Here is a 21715-nt window from a genome sequence, read left to right as displayed (position 1 = left end):
GGAGCAGAATTGAGTGCCATTTCACATAAGAAATAAAAAGAAGTCGATTATTTTCCTAACTTCGTAGACAAATACGAAGGAGAAAAAAAACGATGCTGTATGCCGATGTAATTATGCCCCTGTCTTTGCAGGACACTTATACCTATTCCGTTCCGCGGGATATACAGCATAGCGTATCGAGAGGCAGCCGCGTGATAGTGCAATTCGGCAAGAAGAAGTTCTATACGGCTATTGTCCTCCGCCTATACGAAGAGGACGAAAAGGAAGGCATCAAAGAGATTGCCGGCTCACTCGAAGACTATCCCATCGTATCGGAAAAGCAGCTCGACCTATGGCAATGGATAGCAAGCTATTACATGTGCGCTTTGGGCGATGTTTACAGGGCTGCATTGCCCTCCGCCCTGAAATTGGAAAGTGAGACATATGTCGTCCGCAATCCCGATTTCGAAGCAGGCGAGGCGCACCTCACGCCTAACGAGCAAAAAGTCCTCGACACCTTATCTTCGACAAAAGCGTTAAAGATAAGCGAAATAGAAAAAGCTTCGCAAGTACGGGGCGTCATTCAGGCAGTCAAATCCCTGAGTGAAAAGGAGGCAGTATTCCTGAGCGAAACAGTCCATGAAAACTATTCGCCCAAGAAGCAGGCAGCCATACGGCTCGTCAACGAGTGCTGCAATTTAGACGCATTGTTGGACGGTGCACACAAATATCCGAAGCAATATGCTCTATTGAGCACTTTCCGCCAGCTATACCAGACCGAAAAGGTCGTCCTGAAAAAACAGCTGTTGGAAAAAGCCCATGTAACTGCCGCCGTGTTGCAAACCCTTGTCAAAAAGGAGGTACTGCAAGTTTACGATTACGAGGTCAACCGTATAGACTACGGCGCCACCAATATAGATGCCGCCTTCGCACTCAATGCCTATCAGCAGGCAGCTTACGACGAGATAAAGGCATCCTTTGCCGCGAAAGACGTTACGCTGCTGCATGGCGTAACCTCCAGCGGAAAGACGGAGATATACATTCAGCTGATAAAGGAAACAATCGCGCAGGGCGGACAGGTGCTCTACCTGCTACCCGAGATAGCGCTGACTACGCAGATAACTAACCGGCTGAAAGCCGTATTCGGCAACAAACTGGCGGTTTACCATTCCCGCTTCAACGACAACGAACGCGTCGAAGCATGGAATCGCCTGCTGCTCGATGCCGAATGCCAGATTATACTGGGGGCTCGCTCGGCAGTGTTTATGCCTTTTACCGACTTGCGTCTGGTAATTGTGGACGAGGAACACGAGAGCTCGTATAAGCAACAGGAGCCTGCACCCCGCTATCATGCCCGCAATGTGGCTATGGTACTGGCTTCGATGTTCGGCGCCAAAACGTTGTTGGGAACGGCAACGCCCGCTATCGAGAGTTATTACAATGCTCTTTCAGGACGCTACGGATTGGTACAACTCACCAAACGGCATGCCGACATTGCTTTGCCGGAGATACAGGTCGTCAACGTGAAAGAATTGCGGCGCACCAAGCAGATGAAATCAATCCTCTCTCCTCTCCTCATCGCCAATATGGATGCGGCTTTGGAGAAGAAAGAGCAAATCATCCTCTTCCAGAACAGGCGCGGATTCTCGTCGATGCTGGAATGCAAAACCTGCTCGTGGACGCCTCAGTGCAGCAATTGCGATGTAAGCCTGACGTACCATAAAGGGCAGCGGGTACTGGCCTGTCACTATTGCGGAGCGGTGTATTCTGTTCCGCACGAATGCCCAGAATGTAAAACGCCTACGCTCGACACACAAGGCTACGGGACTGAACGCATCGAGGAGGAAGTGAACGTACACTTCCCGCTATCGTCTACGCTGCGTATGGATTTAGACACCACTCGCGGGAAACGGGCTTATGAGCGTATTATCTCCGACTTCGAAAGTCACAAGGCTGATATACTGATTGGCACACAAATGGTATCGAAAGGGCTCGACTTTGAGGGGGTAAGCGTTGTAGGGATTATCAATGCCGACAATCTGCTCAATTATCCCGATTTCAGGGCACACGAACGGGCATTCCAGCTGATTACGCAGGTTAGCGGGCGTGCCGGACGGAAAAACAAACAGGGGTTGGTATTGTTGCAGACAGGACATCCGGCACATCCGGTTATCACTTGCGCTGTCCGCAACGACTACGAGCGATTCTATCACCTGCAACTCGACGAACGGCAGTTATTCCGCTATCCGCCTTTCTACCGCTTGATAGAGATTGTTATACGTGGCAAATACGAGCAAGTGGTGGATAAGGCTGCGCGTCATTTTGCCCAAAGCCTGCGCGCGTCATTCGGCAAGAGGGTGTTAGGCCCTGCCAAGCCTCCCGTAGCCCGTGTGCAGACACTCTATATCCGTAAGATCATCTTGAAAGTCGAGCATCAGGCCTCTATCGCCAAAGTACGGGAAGTAATCCGCCAAAGTGAACAAACCACCTTCGAGAATCCCGACTTCAAGTCGCTGCTACTGCACTACGACGTAGACCCGCTATAAGGCTATTTATACGATTGTTGCGGATTATGGTTTAACAAGCGCTGCTTCGCCATCTGTTCGTACTCCGTTCCCGGGCGTCCGTAATTACAGTATGGATAAATGCTGATGCCACCGCGTGGCGTAAAGATTCCGACCACTTCGATATAGCGCGGGTTCATCAACTTGATAAGGTCTTTCATGATGATATTGACACAATCCTCGTGAAATGCACCGTGGTTGCGGAAACTGAACAGGTATAATTTCAGCGCCTTGCTTTCGACCATCTTCACATCCGGCAAGTAGTTGATGTGGATAGTGGCAAAATCCGGTTGCCCCGTTATCGGGCAAAGGCTTGTAAACTCGGGGCAGTTGAACGTTACCCAGTAATCGTTATCGGGGTGCTTATTGTCGAATGCCTCCAATACTTCGGGAGCATAATCGTCTTTGTATTCCGTTTTACCGCCTAAGTGGCTCAATCCTTCTATAGTCATGGTTGTTGGTTCTTTATATTGAGATAATTATCTAATCCCTGCTTACGCAGTTTGCAGGACGGGCAATGTCCGCATCCATCGGCAATGATACCGTTGTAGCAGGTTAGTGTTTCGTTGCGGATGATGTCGAATGCGCCGAGTTCGTCGGCAAGCTGCCATACAGCAGTTTTGTCGCGCCACATGAGTGGTGTATGAATTTTGAAGTGTTCGTCCATAGCGAGGTTAATACTCGCATTGGCAGAAAGGATGAACGTATCGCGACAATCGGGGTAGCCACTGTAATCGGCTTCGGACACGCCAGTAACAATATCGAATATTCCATGTGAGCGGGCAATGACGGCAGCAAATGTCAGAAACAGCAAATTCCGCCCGGGAACGAATGTATTAGGGTAAGAACCTTCGGGCTGTTCCTCATCCATCTGAATATCGGAAGTCAGGGAATTAACGGACAGATGGCTGATAATGGATGCGTCCAGCAACTGAAAGGGAACGCCGGCTTTTTCGGCAATCGCCTGTGCAACCTCGACCTCTTTGGAATGCCGTTGCCCATAAGTGAAGCAAAGTGTTCTTACTGAATCGAAATGTTCGAGCGCCCAGTAGAGGCACGTCGTAGAATCTTGCCCTCCCGAGAAGAGGACTAATGCGGATGTTTTATTATTCATTTGTTCTTTGTTTTTTACGTGGTTGATCCTAAGCTACACGGAAAGCGGTTCATCCCTCTTTCGGAGGACAAAAATAATGATTTTAGCAGATTCGGGTGAAATTATTTTCTTAAAAAGAATAATTATTATATTTTTGTGCTGTCGAAACGACTCCGTAGCTCAGTTGGTAGAGCAAATGACTCTTAATCATTGGGTCGAGAGTTCGAGCCTCTCCGGGGTCACTAATTACACTTTTAATGGTTTTAAGCTGTTCTTTTGAATACTTAAAACCATTTATTTTTAAAGACTTACCTTTTTTACATTCTTTCCTGTTTTGTTTCGTTTTTCTGTTTTTCGTGTGTATATTTGTGTGCAATACCACACAAATATGAAGATTAAATACAGTATAAATTTTCGTTTAGAAAAACGTAAGGATAAAGAGACCGGCGAGCTCATTACAAAGAATATACCTATTCGTATGGACTTTGCCTATGAGGGTAAACGATTGACTTATTTTACAGGTTATCGTATCGATGCTGAAAAATGGATTGAAGATATTATCGACCCGGAGACAGGATTAAAAGTTAAGATACAGAGAGTAAAGAAGAATACAACGAATCAAGATGGTGTTCAATACAATATCATCAATAAACACCTGGAGGAATTAAAACTCAAAACAGAAGAAATATACAATAAGGCTAAAATTAATCATTTAGATGTTACAAATGAACACTTATCAAAACATCTTAGCCAGGTGTTTAATTCAACCAAAACGACATCTACAGCACAGACAATCTTTTGGGACAAATGGGATGAATTCCTGAAAACACATAAGGTTTCAGACCTTAGGCGTAAGCAGTTGAAAAGCACTAAAAATCATTTGGAACGTTTTGTACAACAAACAAATTATAAACTCTCTTTCGAAACAACAACCCCCAAACTTTTAGCTGATTTTGAGAAGTTTTTGTTAGCCGATTCTCCTGACAAGGAAGAATACAAAGGCTTGAAGAAAAATAAAATACCTCGCAAGAAGTCACAGAACACAGTCACGGGAATACTTAAACGATTCAGGTCATTCCTTTCTTGGTGTGTACTCCCCCAAAATGGGGCTATGCTAAAAGAAAATCCTTTTTCAAATTATCAGCTCAAGGGAGAAATCTATGGAGCTCCTATTTGTATGACCAAGGACGAAAGAGATTACTTATATAGCGTTGATATTGCAGACGAACGATTGTCCCGAGTTCGAGATATATTTTGCTTTCAATGTTTTGTGGGCTGTCGTGTGGGCGATTTGATAACATTTACAAAGGATGATATTATTGATAATACCCTGATATACTATCCTAATAAAACAAAAACAGAGAACCATACTCCAGCGAAAGTACCATTGTCGAATAAAGCCAAAGCTATATTGAAAAAGTATGATTCTCCTGATGGGAAATTATTACCCTTTATTTCCGAGCAAAAATATAATGACTACTTAAAGGAACTGTTTGAGAAAGTAGGATTGAAAAGGATGGTTACCCGGTTTAATCCCCTAACAATGGAAAAAGAGAAAGTTTCTCTTTCTCAAATTGCCAGTTCTCATTTAGCCAGGAGAACATTTATACATATACTCCATCGAAACGTAAAAGATAGTGTTATAGCATCAATGTCCGGGCATGTAAAAGGCTCAAAGGCTTTCGATAGGTATTATGATGTAGACGACGATACAAGGCAAGAAGCGATTAATAAATATTTGGATTGAGCATGATACAACTTGAGAAATATAATGAATTTATAAAAGCATTTGAATATGCTCATTACGAATTATGTAATGATTGGGAATATAATTCTCGACAGGTCATAGGATGGGGTACGGAAGTAGATAAATCATCATCTCTGTTTGGAGATGTGCTTGAATCTCCGATATCTATAATATACCTTTTAATAGAAAGAGAAGATGAAGAAAAAATCATATATTATAATGATAATATGCATAATCTTTTCATAATGGCTAAAATTGAATTGTTAAATAGTATTTTTTCTATTAAAGAAAAAGCAGATAAAGAATTTCTAATAAATCATATCTTATCTTCTTTTTATGAAACTCAGAACCGGTTCTTTTCAATTTTAAACGACGAATCTTTTGATAATATAGTAGGGGAAAAGATTAATCCTTATAATTATAAAATTTATATTGAACATACTTGCTGGAATGCGATAGCCTCTTGGTCTATGTTTATAAAAGGAATAGCCATTAAGTATAAGTTAGATTTATCGTATAAATTACCCTATTTCGACCTTTGGGAAATGAAAGATATGTACAAAAAGAGAATATCTGACATCCCTCTATTGGCTGGACTGAAAAAATATTTTAAAGATCCGATTAAATATGATAAGATAATGTCATTGGAAAGTATGAGAAAGTATTTTAGTAAAGAAGGATATCCATTAGGTAAAACACAGAAAGGCGAATTGAGTAGTTTTTTGCATTTCTTAAATGATAACAATTATTTAAAAGAAAATTATTCTAAAACAAAAGATTTAGTTGCTATTGGCTTCGAAACCTATAATTTAAAGCCTGACATTATGAAAAAACCAAAATGTACAGATTTTTTTCTCTTTATACTAAACGAAATAGAAAACTGAGTAAAATAAGTAAAATAGTTGGTAATATATCCAAGAATATAATTTTCTCATTCTTGTTCTATCCCATTTCTTTGCATTATAGAATAAGCAGAATGCAAAAAACTTTAATAGAATGAAGAATATGAATGCAAAAGAACAACCAACAGTAAATATAGGAGGAACCGTTTACGCTCCTATTGACATCGATGAAATCCGAGAAATGATTCATATTGCAGTAGAATCAGCAGTAAAAAAGAATACCAGATCATCTCCCACTCAGAAGAAATTTATAAAAGGAATACATGAACTTGCAAAGTTCCTAAACGTTTCCCCATCCAAAGCCCAAGAAATCAAAAATTCAGGGATCATACCATATACCCAAAACGGTCGTATAGTCCTCTTCGACCCAGATAGAGTAATAGAAGCTTTAGAAAAGAATAAAGCGCGCCGATAAATTCCTTTTAACGTCAACTTATATGTTAAATAATGCATGAATCCTCATGTGTAAGAGCTCTCTATGCTTAAAAAGAAGATTATGAGTACAAATTATATACGAAAAGACACCTGTTATTTCTCACATGATAGCAATGCAAAAGATGATCCGAAATGCGTACTCCTCATTGAGCAGTTAGGTTGTGAGGGCTATGGGATATTTTGGATTCTTGTAGAGACATTGCGAGAACAGCAGCCTGATTTTAAATATCCTTTGATATTGATTCCCGCTTTGGCCAGGCGATACAATACAACAGCAGAGAAAATGAAAACAGTAATATCCTCTTATGGATTATTTAAAATAGAGAATAACGAGTTTTTCTTTTCTGAAAGCTTAAATCGCCGAATGAAAATATTCCTGGATAAAAAGAAAAAGTTATCTGAAGCAGGGAAGAGAGGAAATGAAAAACGATGGAAAATCGCTACGCAATCGCTAGGCGATAACAAGGCAATCGCAATAAAAAGAAAAGAAATAAAAGAAAAAGAAATTACTCTCTTCGAGAGTAATATAAGCGAAGAGGAAAATCTTTTAGAATTATTCCCTCCGGAAGATAATGTTAATAGAAATTGGGGTGCACTGAAACGAAATCTCTCAACTATCCAAGGGTCGATTGAAGAGAAAAACAAGATTGTCCGGATGTCAAATTTTGGAAAAATAGGCCATCCTATTTGGCAATTATTTGATGAAATTCGGAATAGTAACGGAAAAATACATACCCCAATAGCTTTTATTTTATCAAAATTAAACTAATAAAAACAATATGGAACAATTAAAAGTGAAACTAAGCCTACCAATGAAACTCGCAGAAATTGCACAGTTTACAATCTCGAACGATAACGGATATGCTACTGTTTATGGGAATTTAGCTCCAAGGGAAGAAGAAATAACAAATGCTGATTTCTATTGCATTGCATATTTTGTTGAAGTAGACGGTAGTTATTCTATTTTTCAGACCTTGGATGATGCAACAAATTTCATTTGGCAAATACGTTCAGAAAACGGCTATAATGAAGAGTAACCAATGCAATTAATTAAAATAACAAACAGAATTATGAAAAAACTTATCTTATTTACAACCCTATTCCTCCCATTATTCCTCTTTGCCGATGGAATTATCACGAACACAGGAGAAACGGCAAAATCCATTTCTAACCCGGCGCGATTAGCATCTACCGGAATAGATGCAGTCTATTCCAATCCGGCAGGTTTATCAAGATTAGCAGAAAATGGCTTTTATCTCTCATTATCAAACCAAAGTATTTGGCAAAAGAAAGAGATAACGACTAAGTTCTCGCCACTACCTAATGGAGCAAATAGGTATCAGGACAATCAAACAGAACTACTTAGCCCATCCATTCAAGTAGCATACAAAAAGAATAAATGGGTATTCTCGATAAATATAAATACACTTCGAAACAATGATGTGAAATATGCAGGCTCCCCAGCCTTTGAATCAAACTTTGCTACATTACCATTACTAATAACACAAATCGGACACGCTCTTCCAGCCATACCGGGGATGCAACTTTCAGCTGATGGTTATTCATTGAGCCAACAAATGCAATATTCTTCCAAGATTAATAATGTACAGTTCGGTGCAAGCTACGAAATAAATGACATGCTTTCTGTGTATGGGGGAATAAGATTTGTATCTGTGAGAAACAAATACCAGTTGAATGGGAGCAATTTAAAGGTAGACATTCGATCATCTGGATTAGGTCTTTGGGGAATAGCTGACAATGACGGCAGCTTAACCGATCCTTCCAGTTTTTTAAACTATGCCATAAGTAATAGTTCTATCGAAGAGCAACGAAGGTCTTTAGAATTATTACAAAAGGCAACAACTGAAACAGGGGTACGCCTTGAGACAAAGCAATCAGGACAAAACATTTCTCCGATCATTGGAGTACACTTCAGTTATGAAAAACTGAATATCGGAATGAAGTATGAGTTTAGAACTTCGATCAACTGCAAGAATAGAACGAGTTATGATGATTTTGGGATGTATGCTGATGGGGAAAAGGTTTCCTCTGATGTTCCAGCATTACTTAGCATTGGAGCGTCTTATGAAATTACTCCTAAATTGTCGGGCAGTATCGGTTATTATCATCATTTTGAAAAAGAAGCCCATATAGTAGATAATAGACAAGAACACATCGATGGTGGCACAAACGAATATCTTTTGGGATTGGATTATAAAATCAATAAGATGTTTTCGATTAGTGGAGGTATTCAGATAACCCGGCACAATATCAACAAAGACTATCAGCGAGACTATAATTTCGTACTGAACTCTCAACGCTTCGGAATTGGAGGAACTGCGAAAGTGATGTCTAATATGGAAGTCTATGTCGGTTATTCCTGGACAGATTACTCAAGTAAAAATTACGAATGGGAAGATTATAATCATACCGGTATAACTGGGAGTAATAATTATTCCAAAGGGAAAAAGATTTTTTCGGTGGGGGTCGTATATTCTTTCCGGTAAGCTATTTCCTATCTTCTTTCCTTATGTCCGAAAACACTTCGGAAAAGTGTTTTTCGTTCAAGCGGAGCGAAGAAAGGGTGTTAATCAGTTTTCAACTGATTAAGCAAGAGGGAACTGGACTTTGTCCTGTTCTCCTCTTGACCTGCGGTGCTTTTGCCTAATAATGAATAATATACAAAATAGGAGTACAATTATCCTGTAATTGCATAGTATTTAAGTATCTCAAAGCCAGGATTAAATTTCATTGAAAACGCAATTGTTATGAGAGAACAGACTACAGTCACGATTGATAAAATAACTTTTCGAAAGTTGGAAAAATTAGCAACATCAAGCGGCGTTACGAAGAAAGAATTTCTTGCTCATGCTTGTATTTACTTCGAGCGCTATGGAATTAATCCGGTTATTCATGAATCGCCGGCACAAGAAATGCAGAAATTAATCAAGCGCGTTGATCAGGTCGTTGCTTTCATCCGAACACAAGAGAAAGAAAAGCTCAACCCGATGTTTGAGGCGATCACTACAACTGAAGCAAGATTGTCCGTTGAGATTGATAATTTGGTGAAAGTTCAACACATGAAAGAGATATCCAATGTTTGGAGTTCATTTATCGAAAATCTACAGCAAAAACAATCTCGAGATAAAGAATTATTCAATGGATTGGCCAATGCTATGTTCCTCATTGCTCAGACTTTGGAAAACAATAATGATAAAGCCGGGCTTTCAGAAAAAATCAAAAAACTGTTTACGAATGGCTAATATTAAAATACAAGGTGGTGGCGGTGGTGCTTACAGTAATTCCGGGTCTTCATTTGGTGCAGTTTCGTATCTAAAACACGAAGATGCACAACGTCAGGAACAAGGGCAAGAGGTCGAACCGTTCTTTAACCAGGATAGAAATGTCTCCAGTAAAGAAGTTGTAAAAGATATAGATTCAAACAAAGCAAAACTCTGTAAAGATGATGCGAAATTCTATGTTATGACAGTATCTCCCAGCCAACAAGAACTAAAAGCCATGGGCAAGACTCCCCAGAAACAAAGTGCAGCTATGAAAGAGTGGATTCGCAATGATGTGATGAAAAATTATGCGGAGAATTTCAATAAAGGATTGAATGAGAAAGATATAAAATGGCACGGTAAAATCCATCATGGACGAGGGGAGAATACGGATCATCAGATGCACTGTCATATTCTTATTTCCCGAAAGGATATGAGTAATACAAAGAAACTTTCTCCGCAAACGAATCATAAATCAGCCGAAAGGTCAGGGAAAGTCAAAAGTGGGTTTGACCGGACAGAATTTTACCGAAAATGCGAACAGTCTTTTGATAAGAGATTTAATCATTCCAGGGATTATAAAAATTCCTTTGATTATCAAAATGCAATGAAGAATGGAAATCTTCAAGAAAAACAAGAAGCTATTAAAAAGAAAGTAGAGTATGAGAAAGAAACGCTCAATAAAGCTACCACCAGAGAACAGATACAACCAAAAGAAAAAGAACAAAAGAAAGAAAATAGTAAAACCAAAAAATTAAGTATAGGATTATGAAAGGATGTCTAAAATTTTTATTAATCTCCTGGATAATAGGAGCCATTGGAGCAGTAGTTATTGTTTCTGCTTTTAATATTCATCTTGCCAAGCAAGCTGGAGATCCAGAGGCCGCGACTACGCATGTTGCCGCAATGGTCTTGTTATTACTTATCATTATCGGAATTGGTACTGGTATTTATCTACTGATGAATCGGAAAAAGAAAAAGGCAACACCAATATTTAACCAGTCGCCCTATGCAGTCGAGCTATTCTGTAACAGTCCAAAAGGGAGTTTGATATTAAATAATCCATTCCGGGGAATATTGACTATCGGAGCTGCCGGAAGTGGAAAAAGCGAGAGTGTGGCTATTCCATTGATTTATCAGTTTCTAAACAAAGGTTATTCAGGAGTGGTATATGACTTCAAGTTCCCGAGCCTAGCCAATGAAGTGCAAACAGCCATAGATATTAATCAAAGCGATTTAAAGCACTTTTTTCTCAATTTCAACAATCCCCATCAATCGCATCGGGTAAATCCGCTTAATCCACGTTATTTAATTAATACAAGCTACGCCAGAGAGTATGCACAGGCAATTATCAGCAATCTAATGAAAGAGAGCATAAAGAAACCTGATTTTTGGAGTAGATCTGCAACAGATCTGCTAACTGCTTGCATTTGGTACTTAAGGGAAAAGCATCCTGATAAATGCGATTTGCCCCATGTTTGCGCCATGATTACAAGTAATGATACCGCATTACTGACCAAGTTACAAGAAAATCCAACAAGTGCGCAAATGACTATTAGTATTTACAATGCTATGCAGCGTGGAGCTGACGGACAAACAGCCGGAGTTATTGGCTCGCTTCAGGGAGCCATAGCACAGATAAACACGCCCGAACTCATGTATATTTTTGGTCAAGATGACTTTAGCCTGGATATAAACGATCCTTTAAACCCTATTATTCTGACAGTCGGCACATATCCTACTCTCGTTACAACATTAGCCCCTTTATGCTCCCTCGTTATAACTGTGGCCACTAAACTGATGAATCAGCCAAATAAGGAACAATCTTTTGTTTTGCTTGACGAGGCGCCGACTTGCTATATTCCTAACTTGGAAGTATTACCCAATACAGGGCGCAGCAATAAAATTGCAACTGTTATAATGTGTCAGGATTTATCGCAACTTACAGACGGTTACGGAAAAGAAAAAGCCGATGTATTGTTCTCCTCTTGTAATAATCATTTCTATGGCCGTGTAGCAAGCAGTCATACAAGTGAAGTATTAAGTAAACAATTCGGGAAAGAGGACCGAACATATGTAACCAAGTCGAGCGGAAAATCATTTGGTTTAACTGTCAATCAAAGCAAGGGTACAAATGAAACAGTACAGGAACGCGATGCGATGAAACCGGCACAATTTTTAAAGCTCGATGTCGGGCAATTTGCCGGCATTGCCGTAGAGAGTAATAGTGATGCTTTTTGCTTTCGTTTCAAGCCAGTAGATAGGACTAGTGTTAGTAGTATCACTTTACCTGATCACCGAGATGATATTTATGTTTATTACAACCAGGTGCGAAAAGATATTGATGAAATTCTTGGAGTTGTTAAAGAAGAGCCTGAAAACACGGGGAACTCACCGATATTGAACAATACTCAAACAAATAGTAAGGCTCAAGAAAAAAGCAATATCTTTGATGTCTTTGGAGACTAACAGCTAAATCAGATCCCAATGAAGAAAATAGAAATTATTATAGAAGAATTGAAAAACAGAGGTGCAGAGGAAACTTATTTTGCTTATATAAGGCTATTTCCAAGTATAAAAACAGAAAGAGACACTCCGGATGAATGTATTATGGATATAGCATCTGATTTTTCAGATGGATTGATTTTTAACCCTGAACTATCTTTATCTATTTTCCCTGATTACGAACCGGAGCAATTCGTAGTAGAAGCTGGTGTATATTCAAGAGAGGATCTTCAAGACAATAGTTTATATAGATTGGTTTATAATAGGATATAAGAGATTCAATTCTTAAAAAAGCTATGGCGATATGAAAATAACAACATTTGAGGAACTGGATGCTCTGGTCAACTCAATCAAGAGCGTAGGCATAGTAATTTTTCTGATAGTATTTATTGCGAGCTTACTATTGCTCTATTTCCGATACTTCCGAAAACGGTATTAGATAAAGTTTTATATAAAACAAGCACCCCATCGTTAGCTGTATAGCTGTAACAATGGGGTGCTATTTTAAAAAGATAATATTTTTATTGATGAAGATACTTTTCCTTTCAGATACGCATGAACAGCACGATAAATTAACTAATCTGCCCACAGCTGATATGATCATCCATGGCGGAGACATAAGCAATCGGGGCAAAAAGCAGGAAGTAGATGAATTTATTGATTGGTTTGACGGATTGGATTATAAATATAAAGTCTTTATAGCCGGCAATCATGATTTCTATTTTGAAAACTATACTTGGTATGAAATACAAAAAAGATTACCTGAAGGAATGTATTACTTATGCAATAGCGCCATAGAGATAGAGGGGATAAAGATTTGGGGATCGCCCATAACTCCCTGGTTCCTAAATTGGGCTTTTAATAGGGAGAGAGGCGAAGATATAATGAAGTACTGGAAACAGATACCGGAACAGTTAGATATCCTGGTTACTCATGGTCCTCCAGCTGGGATTCGGGATCGTTGCAAAAATGGAAGTATTGTTGGGTGTGAAGATCTGTTATCGGTTATCCAAAGAATCAAACCAAAATATCATTTATTTGGCCATATTCATGAGGGGTACGGGATTACTGAATCAAAATACACGACTTTCATTAATGGAAGTATCCTAAATGAAAATTATCAACTGGTTAATGAACCAGTAAGGTTTGAGATAGAAAAATAGCGATAAAAATAAATTGTGCTTATTTTTATCCTTGATTTAATTTTATCTCTCTTAGGTATTTTAATATTGAGATTAATTTTTCGTTTCTTTTGTTGGTATGGACAATATATAAATTGTGAAAAGTATTTATTAGAAAGAGAAAGGTAATAGCAACTATTATCACTATTAAATAAAATGCTATATAAACTCTCCAACCTTCATTAGGATAAATATTTCGGATCTCAAATGAGATACTTAAAACAAAGGCAAAGATTAATGAAAAGCTAATAGTTTGTTTTATCTTTTTATAATGATAATTTATTTCGTCTTTTATAATTTCAATATGTTGATCTAAGTCATTAATTATGATATTCTTTTTGAGTTGATTATAGAAGTATATCCTTTTTTTATGATTAAAATTTTGTGATCGCTCTTTTTTCTCTTTCCCCTTTATTTTTAATTTTTTATATCGAATTTTTAGAGCGCGATCTGAAATAGATATAATAATCAATACAATAATTAGTAGCCATAATATACATATGATTGTAAAGATAAATATAAAAGTAAAAGAGGGAGGTTCTTGTTTAATTATTAAAATAGGAGTAAGAGCAAGGAGAAAAATAACAGACAAGAATCCAATAAAAATAGAGTTATTCCACCATTTTTCTACTTTTCCTATATTTTGAGACTCATCATAAATTCTAATATACGTTTCGAGAATATATTCTATCGACTTTTTATTTTTATTTAAAGTATTCATTATATTTTAATTATTGGTTTCACATCAGTCTTCATAGTATATTATACCAAATGCAAATATAAAAGAAGGGAATTTAGAGTATTTATTGATCAGATTTTGCTATTTCAGAGGAGCTATCAAGTATATTTTGCTCAAATGAGTAACAGAATCCCGTATTATTGTCGCCGAATCTCGTATTTTTTTCGTTGAATCCCGTATTTCTTTCCCCAAAATCCCGTAATATCTTCTCCTTAATCCCGTATTTTCCTCTCCCGAACCTCGTATTTCCCTCTCCTTAATCCCGTATTCCTTTCCCCTATTATTTTTCATAAAGTACTATTAATTAAAAGAATAAACCATTAAAACATAGTCTACTAATTATTACTATATATAAATACATAATAAAAAACTCAAAAGAAGATAAATGTCCCAGAATCTTTCCCCAAAAAGGTGTTTTTTTTACAACATTCTATAACTACAAACATTTAAAGAAAAAAAACAACTCATTTACATCCTTCGGATGAATACTTTAGGAAAAACAGAACTCTCTACTATCGTTTTCCCATTTTTGTATTTTTTTTGATATTTAGACTATCTTTGAGGTGCAAAAAAGATAAATACACGTTTAATACCTATAGAAAATAATTATGGAATTATCAGAAATCCAAAATAAAATATACGAAATAAGAGGCACTCGAGTGATGTTAGATCGAGATCTAGCAGAAATGTATGGAGTTGAAACGAGGGTGTTAAAACAAGCAGTAAGACGTAATACTGAACGTTTTCCTGATGATTTTATGTTTGAGTTAACGAAAGCAGAGTCTGATTCTTTAAGATCACAAATTGTGATCTTAAAGAATGAAGGTCGCGGACAACATTCAAAATATTTACCATATGCTTTTACAGAACTTGGTGTAGCCATGTTAAGTAGTGTACTCAACTCTAAAATAGCTATACAAATCAATATGAGTATTATGCGTGCTTTTGTCGCAGTACGGCAGTTATTAGCTAATCCTCCAGCTGATGAAGTTAAGCTATTACAGAAAGAAGTTAAAGAGCTGAAAGAATATATAGAGGAAGTGTTTGCTGACTATAATGACATCAATGAAGATAATCAGAAATCTTTTGATGAAATTTACTATGCATTATCCGAATTAGCCGCCAAGCAAAAACTAAAACAAGATGAGCAAAAAAAGCGTAGACCGGTTGGCTTTATTAAGCCAAAAGAAGAAGACTAATTTTGAGTGTATTTCCGTGTGTTTATTAATTCTTACAAGATTAACCAACTAAATATTAACAAAATAACAAATAAACAAAATCCTCTCCGGGGTCACAGATTAAAAATCAAGCGATTGCAATCAAATGCAGTCGCTTTTTTTTATTCCTACACAAAAAAGATAATTAAGGAAAGGCTCTCTAAACGCGTTTTTGTTGCCACTTGGCATAACGGAGATACAACAGGGAGGAAGTAAGCAAACCGCCCCAATAGACAGCCTCCACCGTCCAGCAGATAGTAAGAGGAGCCTGTTTGTATATTACAATCCAATACATATACAAGACGTAGAGCACCAGCGTAGCTATCTCCAGTTTGAGGGCAGCCTTTGTATTCCCCGTACCCGATATAGCATTGAAGACAACCGTACTGATGCTGCAAACAGGCAATATGGCTACTACCACCATCAGAGGCGCTACCGTCTGAGGGATAAGGGCTACATCGTCCAGCGGGGCGATAAGGGATATCCAGAACTCCGACCCGATAATAGTCGTCGCCATGATGACGGCAATCATCGAAAGGCTCGATAATCCGATACGCTTTATCAGCGGAACGACTTCATGCGTTCGTCCCGCACCCATCGTATTGCCGACGAGGGTATTGGCTGTCGTAGCAAAGGCATTCATCGGGATAAAGAATACCATGTAGAAATTCCGCACAATATTGGTTATCGCCAAGGCGTCGGGCGATTGCTGATAGACGGCAATAAAGAAGATAAACCATGTAGACATGGATATCAGGTATTGTATCATCGTAAAGGTCGATATCTTGAGAATGCTCTTTACGATAGCGAATTGAAAACGCATACGGGCAAAACCGTACTTCTTCAGGTCTACAGTAACGAAGGTGTAGATAAAGAAAAAGAGCACCGATGCTATCTCGGAAAGTACGGATGCGATAGCTGCTCCCGGTACGCCGAGCGCAGGAAATCCCCAGTGTCCGAAGATAAGGACATAGTCGAAGAAGCAGTTGACAAGCCCCATTATCACGGCATTGAGTGTGAGCACAGGCGTCCGCGCAATGCCTACATAGAATGCACGGAACATGACGTTCATAGAGGCAAAGAAGAAACCGAACACACGCCACGAGAGGTAGTCGTCGAAAGCCTCATAAAACCCCTCGGACGAGAGATAACCGGCCAGCAGGTTTGTCGTAACAAGACGAGAAACGATAAACAACACTAAGGCAATCAGCAACAAAAAGGCAAGCCCCTGTATAACAATCGTCCCTATCTTGTGATGATTCCCTTCCCCGTTGCGGCGGCTTATCATAATCTGCGCTCCGATGCTGAATCCGAAGCAGATAGTGAAACAGACAATATAATATACCCCCGCCAGACCGACAGCGCTCTGCGCAACCTTGCCGACATGCCCCAAGAAATAGGTGTCGGTCAGCTGCACGATGGTCTGGGCAAGCAATCCTAACATGATAGGTATGCTTACCTTCCAGATGTCCCGGTAGGAATATAGTAATTTATCTGCCATAAATTTGGTTAGGAATCAAGGGCTGTAAGGCCTTTCTTACTTAACGAGTTTATTGGTTTTCGTATCGGGGAATACCACCCACGGTTTGAATGTCTTAGCTTCTTCAAAATCCATCTGGGCATAAGACATGATGATGACAACATCGCCGGGTTGGGCTTTACGTGCAGCCGCCCCGTTGAGGCAGATACAGCCCGAGCCTCGTTCGCCACGAATGACATACGTTTCGATACGTTCGCCGTTATTGTTGTTTACAATCTGCACCTTTTCGCCCTCTATCAGATTGGCGGCATCCATCAGGTCTTCATCGATAGTGATACTGCCGATGTAGTTGAGGTTTGCCTCGGTAATCGTTACACGGTGCAATTTGGATTTAACAACTTCTATAATCATTTTCATCTTTGTTTAAAAGCTATTCGCCTTTGTATATGATATTGTCTATCAGGCGTACATCGCCGCAAAAGACAGTAATACATCCAACTATATAATCTGCCTCTGTCCAATCGCCGACAGGTTGCAGGGTATTGCCATCCACAATCTCGAAGTATTCGACTTCTAATCCTTCGTGGGAATTCACATCGTTGATTACCTGCCGAATGGTTTCGCCAACAGAAGTACTGTTCATCCGCTCCTTGCTCGCGAACAATGCTTTGGAGATATTCACGGCAATCAGCTTTTGTTCTTCCGTCAGCCGCTCGTTCCGGCTACTCAGCGCTAATCCGCTTGCTTCGCGGACGATTGGCATCGGAACGATTTCGACGCCAAGTCCGAGCCGTTTCACCATCGCCCGGATAATTGCCAACTGCTGGAAGTCTTTCTGACCGAAGTAAGCTCTATCAGGCTTAACAATATCGAACAGGCGGCTTACGACCTGCGCTACCCCATTGAAATGCCCGGGACGGAACTTTCCTTCCATCACTTTGTCCAATTGCCCGAAATCGAACTGGCGTGTATCGGGTTCGGGATATACTTCTTCTACCGAAGGGGAAAAGACGATAACGTCTTCGCTCAACGTGGCTAACAATTCGCAATCGCGCTCCAATGTACGCGGGTACTTCTCCAAATCCTCCTTGTTATTGAACTGGGTAGGGTTGACAAAGACACTTACAACACAGATATCGTTATCGGCGAGTGCCTGTTTCACCAGCGACAAATGTCCGGCATGCAAAGCACCCATCGTAGGGACAAATCCGATGGATACGTCTCCTATTCTTAGCTTTCCAAGCTTTTCCTGCAATTCGCGTATAGTCGTTATCGGTTTCATTCGGTTCGATTAATTAGCGGGTACAAAGCAACAAAATATTTGCGGAAACACGAAACAAACAGTTATTTTTTTGTACCGGAGTGAAGAATGTTTAACAATGATTCGGGGCAAGTGTAAAATCAGATAGCAAAAATGTCAGGTAAAGTTTGCAAAAAAGACGATTTTTTTTTATTATCTTTGTATTCTGAATTAATTGAAAACAACAAGAATGAGTTCAAAAAGAATCTTATTTATTACTCAGGAAATAGTTCCTTACTTACCAGAATCACCAATTGCAACGACCAGCAGATACCTTCCGCAAGCAGTACAGGAAAAGGGCAAAGAAATCAGAACATTTATGCCCCGTTTCGGGAATGTAAACGAACGACGCAACCAGTTGCATGAAGTTATCCGCCTGTCGGGGATGAATATCATTATAGATGATGTGGATCACCCGCTGATTATCAAGGTAGCTTCGATACAAGCTGCACGCATGCAGATCTATTTTATCGACAATGATGACTTTTTCAAACGTAAGCATACAATAGCCGACGACAAAGGAAACGAATTCGAGGACAACGACGAACGTAGCATTTTCTATGTAAGAGGCGTTTTGGAGACAGTGAAGAAATTGCGCTGGATACCGGATATTATACACTGCCACGGATGGATGACCGCCCTGACGCCGTTGTATATCAAAACAGCCTACGCTGACGATCCTTGCTTCAAGGACACGAAAGTTATTTATTCATTATACAACGATGATTTCCAGAAGCCTTTCAATAAAACGTTTACGGATAAATTGAAAATGGATGCTATCAAGGATAAACACCTGGCTTCGCTGAAAGATGTAATAGATTACGAAACTTTATCAAAATTTGCAATAGATAACGCCGATGGTGTGATTCAGCACGAAGAGCATGTAAACACTTCGGTTTTGGATTATGCCAATGCTTCGGGCAAAAAATTCTTGCCTTACCAAGGCAATGATATTGCGTCTATTGTGGACGCAATAGATAATTTTTACGATAATCTTTAGACTATATTAAAATAAATTGAGAAAAATGCTGTTTTATTTTATGCGAACAGCATTTTTCTCGATATTTGAGCCTTTAAAATTATAAAAACGGTTTTATTGATGAATATTAAACCTGTAATATGTATCCTGTTCTCGGTGTTTATGCTGGCTTTCGTAGCTTGCAGCGATACACTGAACTCAATAGGGACCAGCATTCAGCCTGATGGAGATGATATAAATCTCGAAGTTGACACTTTTTATGTGACGGCAGAAACCGTAATGTGGGATTCTATCTATGCCCGCACAACCAATGCCTTGGTGGGGGAATATGACGATCCTGTATTCGGACAGATAAAGTCAGACTACCTATGCGAATTTTTCTGCCCGAAAACAACCTATTTTTCCGATAAACTGACACGTATCGACTCTGTCTATCTCAAAGTCTACACGCACGGATTTGTAGGCGATTCCCTTTCTCCAATGGGACTTTCGGTGTATATGGCTAATCAGAATCTTAACAGGGATTTTTATACGAATGTTAATCCGGCCGATTATTGCGATCTCACAGAAGTTATGGGACGCTCTGTATTTACACTGAGCGAAGTCAAAACATGGAGTACGGTCGACAAAAAACCGCTTAAAGAAATAAGAATACCACTCGATACGATATGGGGAAGAAAGATTTATGATGAATGGATGAATCATCCGTCCACATTTACCAATTCGGACTCATTGCGTAAGTTTATTCCGGGAATCTATGTGACCACAACGCTCGGTCGTGGGACACTATTGAATGTGTATGGAACCACCCTCATGATGAAATATTCTTATACGGGACGAAATCATGACGATACGGTAGACTCTACTTACACAAGCGGAGGATTCGTATTGGATGTTGCTCCCGAAGTTATCCAGTTGAACAGTGTAGAAAATGCAGATTTGGACGGATTAATAACTCCTTCTACAGAAAAGGCTTATATGAAAAGTCCGGCTGGAGTATATACCGAATTGACTATCCCACTGAACGATATTGCCAATATTGTACGTAAAGATACAACTGTCAATTCTGCTGTCTTCAAGCTGACCGGCTTTACGGACGATGAGCAATTCTCCGGCTTCGACAGGCCAACGAATCTGTTATTCATCAATAAAGATTCAATCGATTCTTTCTTCAAGAACAAGGATTTGCCAAACGGTAAAACGAACTTTATCGTCACTTATACTTCATCATCGAATACGTATAACTTCGGCAATATCTCGAAATTAGTCAATTATTATCTGGATAAATTCAGGGAAGAAAATTACGCAACTATCCCCGACCTGAAATATGTATTGATGCCCGTAGAAGTGGAAACCGTCGCCAAAACTGACTATTATGGTAACGTAACATACGAAACCATAGGCATTTCCAACACGATGGCTCCTACATCTGCTGTGTTGAGGATCAATCCCAATTATATGAAATTACCGATAGTCTATAGTAAGTATAACGATCGGTATTAACAAACATTGAGAAAAAAAAGAGAGACAGCTATTAACTTATTTGATAGCTGTTTTGTTTTTAATAGATAGAAATAGTTTTTTTGATGCAGATATTATATCTTTGTTTATTGTAATGAGGTACGTATAGTGCACAGTAATCAAGGTTATTTGCATATTGGCGAACCCGTAAATTAATAGATTTGGAGATCATCATAAAAAGCCTATTTATCGGATTCCTTTCTTCGGCTCCGATGGGTCCTGTAGGGATGCTCTGCGTTCAACGTACGTTGAACGATGGCAGGGGGCATGGCCTGTATACGGGATTGGGAGCTGTAATCGGCGATATCCTTCTGGCTTTTATAGCTATTGCCGCAGCTTACGGATTAGGGCTGTCGAGCGATACGATATATCGCTACGAGGATGAATTCCAAATCTTCGGCAGTGTTATCCTTATCGTTTTCGGGTATATTATTTTCCGGCGCAACCCATCTAAAAACCTGGCCAAACTGAAAGAAAGCAAAATGTCGGTATGGAAAGTCCTCGTTTCGGCTTTCATCCTTACCGTTTCCAATATAGGTACACTCTTCCTCTTCATGGCATTATTCGCCCGCTTCAACATCATCAACTTAGAAAAACCTTTCGCCTTCAATATCCTCATCATGCTGATGATCGGCTTAGGAGCTTTGCTGTGGTGGTTGCTTATTACTTATATCGTGAATAAATTGCGCTCACGGTTTAACCCGCGCGGATTGCAGGTTTTCAACCGTATAGTGGGGGTAATCCTCTTCGTAGTGGGGGTAATCGGTATATTCGACGCCGTTTGGTCGTGAT

The 21715-nt window shown here is 39.4% G+C and carries 22 protein-coding genes and 1 tRNA gene; 17 read left to right on the top strand and 6 right to left on the bottom strand.

Features of this window, described 5'->3' with window-relative positions:
* Positions 1-92: 92 nt before the first annotated feature.
* Positions 93-2525 (top strand): primosomal protein N', encoded by a 2433-nt coding sequence (gene priA, locus D0T66_RS08425; protein WP_163356833.1) that lies wholly within the window; start codon positions 93-95, stop codon positions 2523-2525.
* A 2-nt stretch (positions 2526-2527) separates the two neighbouring features.
* Here the strand turns inward: priA and queF are convergent, their stop codons facing one another.
* The gene (gene queF, locus D0T66_RS08420) at positions 2528-2995 is read right to left on the bottom strand and encodes a preQ(1) synthase (RefSeq protein WP_163356832.1); all 468 of its coding nucleotides are present in this window, start codon (positions 2993-2995) and stop codon (positions 2528-2530) included.
* Positions 2992-3657, bottom strand: coding sequence for a 7-cyano-7-deazaguanine synthase QueC (queC, locus tag D0T66_RS08415; RefSeq protein ID WP_163356831.1), 666 nt, complete (start codon positions 3655-3657; stop codon positions 2992-2994). Before queC ends, queF begins: the two co-directional genes overlap by 4 nt.
* A gap of 148 nt (positions 3658-3805) precedes the next feature.
* Between queC and D0T66_RS08410 the strand changes: the two genes are divergently transcribed.
* The 12 genes from D0T66_RS08410 (at position 3806) to D0T66_RS08355 (ending at position 13669) form a co-directional block, all read left to right on the top strand.
* Positions 3806-3878: transfer RNA gene (locus tag D0T66_RS08410), tRNA-Lys, on the top strand.
* A 146-nt stretch (positions 3879-4024) separates the two neighbouring features.
* Complete coding sequence (locus tag D0T66_RS08405; RefSeq protein WP_163356830.1) at positions 4025-5383, top strand: site-specific integrase; 1359 nt, start codon at positions 4025-4027, stop codon at positions 5381-5383.
* A gap of 2 nt (positions 5384-5385) precedes the next feature.
* Positions 5386-6267, top strand: a complete 882-nt coding sequence (locus tag D0T66_RS08400; RefSeq protein ID WP_163356829.1) for a hypothetical protein — start codon at positions 5386-5388, stop codon at positions 6265-6267.
* 112 nt (positions 6268-6379) lie between these two features.
* Positions 6380-6700, top strand: a complete 321-nt coding sequence (locus D0T66_RS08395; RefSeq protein WP_163356828.1) for a helix-turn-helix domain-containing protein — start codon at positions 6380-6382, stop codon at positions 6698-6700.
* A gap of 81 nt (positions 6701-6781) precedes the next feature.
* A complete protein-coding gene (locus tag D0T66_RS08390; RefSeq protein WP_163356827.1) occupies positions 6782-7489 on the top strand; it encodes a Lin1244/Lin1753 domain-containing protein in 708 nt (235 codons plus the stop codon).
* 10 nt (positions 7490-7499) lie between these two features.
* Complete coding sequence (locus tag D0T66_RS08385) at positions 7500-7757, top strand: hypothetical protein (protein ID WP_163356826.1); 258 nt, start codon at positions 7500-7502, stop codon at positions 7755-7757.
* A 33-nt stretch (positions 7758-7790) separates the two neighbouring features.
* A complete protein-coding gene (locus D0T66_RS08380; protein WP_163356825.1) occupies positions 7791-9227 on the top strand; it encodes a hypothetical protein in 1437 nt (478 codons plus the stop codon).
* A 261-nt stretch (positions 9228-9488) separates the two neighbouring features.
* Positions 9489-9983, top strand: coding sequence for a BfmA/BtgA family mobilization protein (locus tag D0T66_RS08375; RefSeq protein WP_163356824.1), 495 nt, complete (start codon positions 9489-9491; stop codon positions 9981-9983).
* Complete coding sequence (locus tag D0T66_RS08370) at positions 9976-10773, top strand: DUF5712 family protein (protein WP_163356823.1); 798 nt, start codon at positions 9976-9978, stop codon at positions 10771-10773. Before D0T66_RS08375 ends, D0T66_RS08370 begins: the two co-directional genes overlap by 8 nt.
* Entirely contained in the window at positions 10770-12470 is a 1701-nt protein-coding gene (locus D0T66_RS08365) for a type IV secretory system conjugative DNA transfer family protein (protein WP_163356822.1), read from the top strand. The genes D0T66_RS08370 and D0T66_RS08365 overlap by 4 nt, the downstream gene beginning before the upstream one ends.
* An 18-nt stretch (positions 12471-12488) precedes the next feature.
* The gene (locus tag D0T66_RS08360; protein ID WP_163356821.1) at positions 12489-12779 is read left to right on the top strand and encodes a hypothetical protein; all 291 of its coding nucleotides are present in this window, start codon (positions 12489-12491) and stop codon (positions 12777-12779) included.
* A 254-nt stretch (positions 12780-13033) separates the two neighbouring features.
* Entirely contained in the window at positions 13034-13669 is a 636-nt protein-coding gene (locus tag D0T66_RS08355; RefSeq protein WP_163356820.1) for a metallophosphatase domain-containing protein, read from the top strand.
* 25 nt (positions 13670-13694) lie between these two features.
* Here D0T66_RS08355 and D0T66_RS08350 read toward each other — a convergent pair whose 3' ends face one another.
* Positions 13695-14408 (bottom strand): hypothetical protein, encoded by a 714-nt coding sequence (locus D0T66_RS08350; RefSeq protein WP_163356819.1) that lies wholly within the window; start codon positions 14406-14408, stop codon positions 13695-13697.
* Between the two features lie 623 nt (positions 14409-15031).
* Here D0T66_RS08350 and D0T66_RS08345 point away from each other — a divergent pair.
* Entirely contained in the window at positions 15032-15625 is a 594-nt protein-coding gene (locus D0T66_RS08345) for an ORF6N domain-containing protein (protein ID WP_163356948.1), read from the top strand.
* Positions 15626-15803: 178 nt separating this feature from the next.
* Here the strand turns inward: D0T66_RS08345 and D0T66_RS08340 are convergent, their stop codons facing one another.
* From D0T66_RS08340 to panC, 3 genes are read right to left on the bottom strand one after another with little or no spacing between them, the layout of a single operon-like run.
* Complete coding sequence (locus D0T66_RS08340) at positions 15804-17144, bottom strand: MATE family efflux transporter (protein WP_255489778.1); 1341 nt, start codon at positions 17142-17144, stop codon at positions 15804-15806.
* 36 nt (positions 17145-17180) lie between these two features.
* Positions 17181-17534: an aspartate 1-decarboxylase gene (gene panD, locus D0T66_RS08335; RefSeq protein WP_163356818.1), complete on the bottom strand. Its 354-nt coding sequence runs from the start codon at positions 17532-17534 to the stop codon at positions 17181-17183.
* 19 nt (positions 17535-17553) lie between these two features.
* The gene (gene panC, locus D0T66_RS08330) at positions 17554-18405 is read right to left on the bottom strand and encodes a pantoate--beta-alanine ligase (protein ID WP_163356817.1); all 852 of its coding nucleotides are present in this window, start codon (positions 18403-18405) and stop codon (positions 17554-17556) included.
* Between the two features lie 208 nt (positions 18406-18613).
* Here panC and D0T66_RS08325 point away from each other — a divergent pair, with 208 nt between their 5' ends.
* The 3 genes from D0T66_RS08325 to D0T66_RS08315 all read left to right on the top strand — a co-directional run bounded on the left by D0T66_RS08325 (position 18614) and on the right by D0T66_RS08315 (position 21714).
* Complete coding sequence (locus tag D0T66_RS08325; protein WP_163356816.1) at positions 18614-19423, top strand: glycogen/starch synthase; 810 nt, start codon at positions 18614-18616, stop codon at positions 19421-19423.
* 99 nt (positions 19424-19522) lie between these two features.
* Positions 19523-20905, top strand: a complete 1383-nt coding sequence (locus D0T66_RS08320) for a DUF4270 domain-containing protein (RefSeq protein WP_163356814.1) — start codon at positions 19523-19525, stop codon at positions 20903-20905.
* 179 nt (positions 20906-21084) lie between these two features.
* The gene (locus D0T66_RS08315; protein ID WP_255489777.1) at positions 21085-21714 is read left to right on the top strand and encodes a LysE family translocator; all 630 of its coding nucleotides are present in this window, start codon (positions 21085-21087) and stop codon (positions 21712-21714) included.
* Position 21715: the final 1 nt, after the last annotated feature.

It is taken from the genome of Dysgonomonas sp. 25 (genome assembly GCF_010501075.1).
Classification (GTDB): Bacteria; Bacteroidota; Bacteroidia; order Bacteroidales; family Dysgonomonadaceae; genus Dysgonomonas.
This window is presented reverse-complemented; position numbering and strand designations above follow the sequence as displayed.

What these genes read in the sequence shown, in the direction of transcription:
- priA (WP_163356833.1), top strand. Translation starts at nt 93, where the DNA reads ATGCTGTATGCCGATGTAATTATGCCCCTGTCTTTGCAGGACACTTAT.
- queF (WP_163356832.1), bottom strand. Translation starts at nt 2,995, where the DNA reads ATGACTATAGAAGGATTGAGCCACTTAGGCGGTAAAACGGAATACAAA.
- queC (WP_163356831.1), bottom strand. Translation starts at nt 3,657, where the DNA reads ATGAATAATAAAACATCCGCATTAGTCCTCTTCTCGGGAGGGCAAGAT.
- D0T66_RS08405 (WP_163356830.1), top strand. Translation starts at nt 4,025, where the DNA reads ATGAAGATTAAATACAGTATAAATTTTCGTTTAGAAAAACGTAAGGAT.
- D0T66_RS08400 (WP_163356829.1), top strand. Translation starts at nt 5,386, where the DNA reads ATGATACAACTTGAGAAATATAATGAATTTATAAAAGCATTTGAATAT.
- D0T66_RS08395 (WP_163356828.1), top strand. Translation starts at nt 6,380, where the DNA reads ATGAAGAATATGAATGCAAAAGAACAACCAACAGTAAATATAGGAGGA.
- D0T66_RS08390 (WP_163356827.1), top strand. Translation starts at nt 6,782, where the DNA reads ATGAGTACAAATTATATACGAAAAGACACCTGTTATTTCTCACATGAT.
- D0T66_RS08385 (WP_163356826.1), top strand. Translation starts at nt 7,500, where the DNA reads ATGGAACAATTAAAAGTGAAACTAAGCCTACCAATGAAACTCGCAGAA.
- D0T66_RS08380 (WP_163356825.1), top strand. Translation starts at nt 7,791, where the DNA reads ATGAAAAAACTTATCTTATTTACAACCCTATTCCTCCCATTATTCCTC.
- D0T66_RS08375 (WP_163356824.1), top strand. Translation starts at nt 9,489, where the DNA reads ATGAGAGAACAGACTACAGTCACGATTGATAAAATAACTTTTCGAAAG.
- D0T66_RS08370 (WP_163356823.1), top strand. Translation starts at nt 9,976, where the DNA reads ATGGCTAATATTAAAATACAAGGTGGTGGCGGTGGTGCTTACAGTAAT.
- D0T66_RS08365 (WP_163356822.1), top strand. Translation starts at nt 10,770, where the DNA reads ATGAAAGGATGTCTAAAATTTTTATTAATCTCCTGGATAATAGGAGCC.
- D0T66_RS08360 (WP_163356821.1), top strand. Translation starts at nt 12,489, where the DNA reads ATGAAGAAAATAGAAATTATTATAGAAGAATTGAAAAACAGAGGTGCA.
- D0T66_RS08355 (WP_163356820.1), top strand. Translation starts at nt 13,034, where the DNA reads ATGAAGATACTTTTCCTTTCAGATACGCATGAACAGCACGATAAATTA.
- D0T66_RS08350 (WP_163356819.1), bottom strand. Translation starts at nt 14,408, where the DNA reads ATGAATACTTTAAATAAAAATAAAAAGTCGATAGAATATATTCTCGAA.
- D0T66_RS08340 (WP_255489778.1), bottom strand. Translation starts at nt 17,144, where the DNA reads ATGGCAGATAAATTACTATATTCCTACCGGGACATCTGGAAGGTAAGC.
- panD (WP_163356818.1), bottom strand. Translation starts at nt 17,534, where the DNA reads ATGATTATAGAAGTTGTTAAATCCAAATTGCACCGTGTAACGATTACC.
- panC (WP_163356817.1), bottom strand. Translation starts at nt 18,405, where the DNA reads ATGAAACCGATAACGACTATACGCGAATTGCAGGAAAAGCTTGGAAAG.
- D0T66_RS08325 (WP_163356816.1), top strand. Translation starts at nt 18,614, where the DNA reads ATGAGTTCAAAAAGAATCTTATTTATTACTCAGGAAATAGTTCCTTAC.
- D0T66_RS08320 (WP_163356814.1), top strand. Translation starts at nt 19,523, where the DNA reads ATGAATATTAAACCTGTAATATGTATCCTGTTCTCGGTGTTTATGCTG.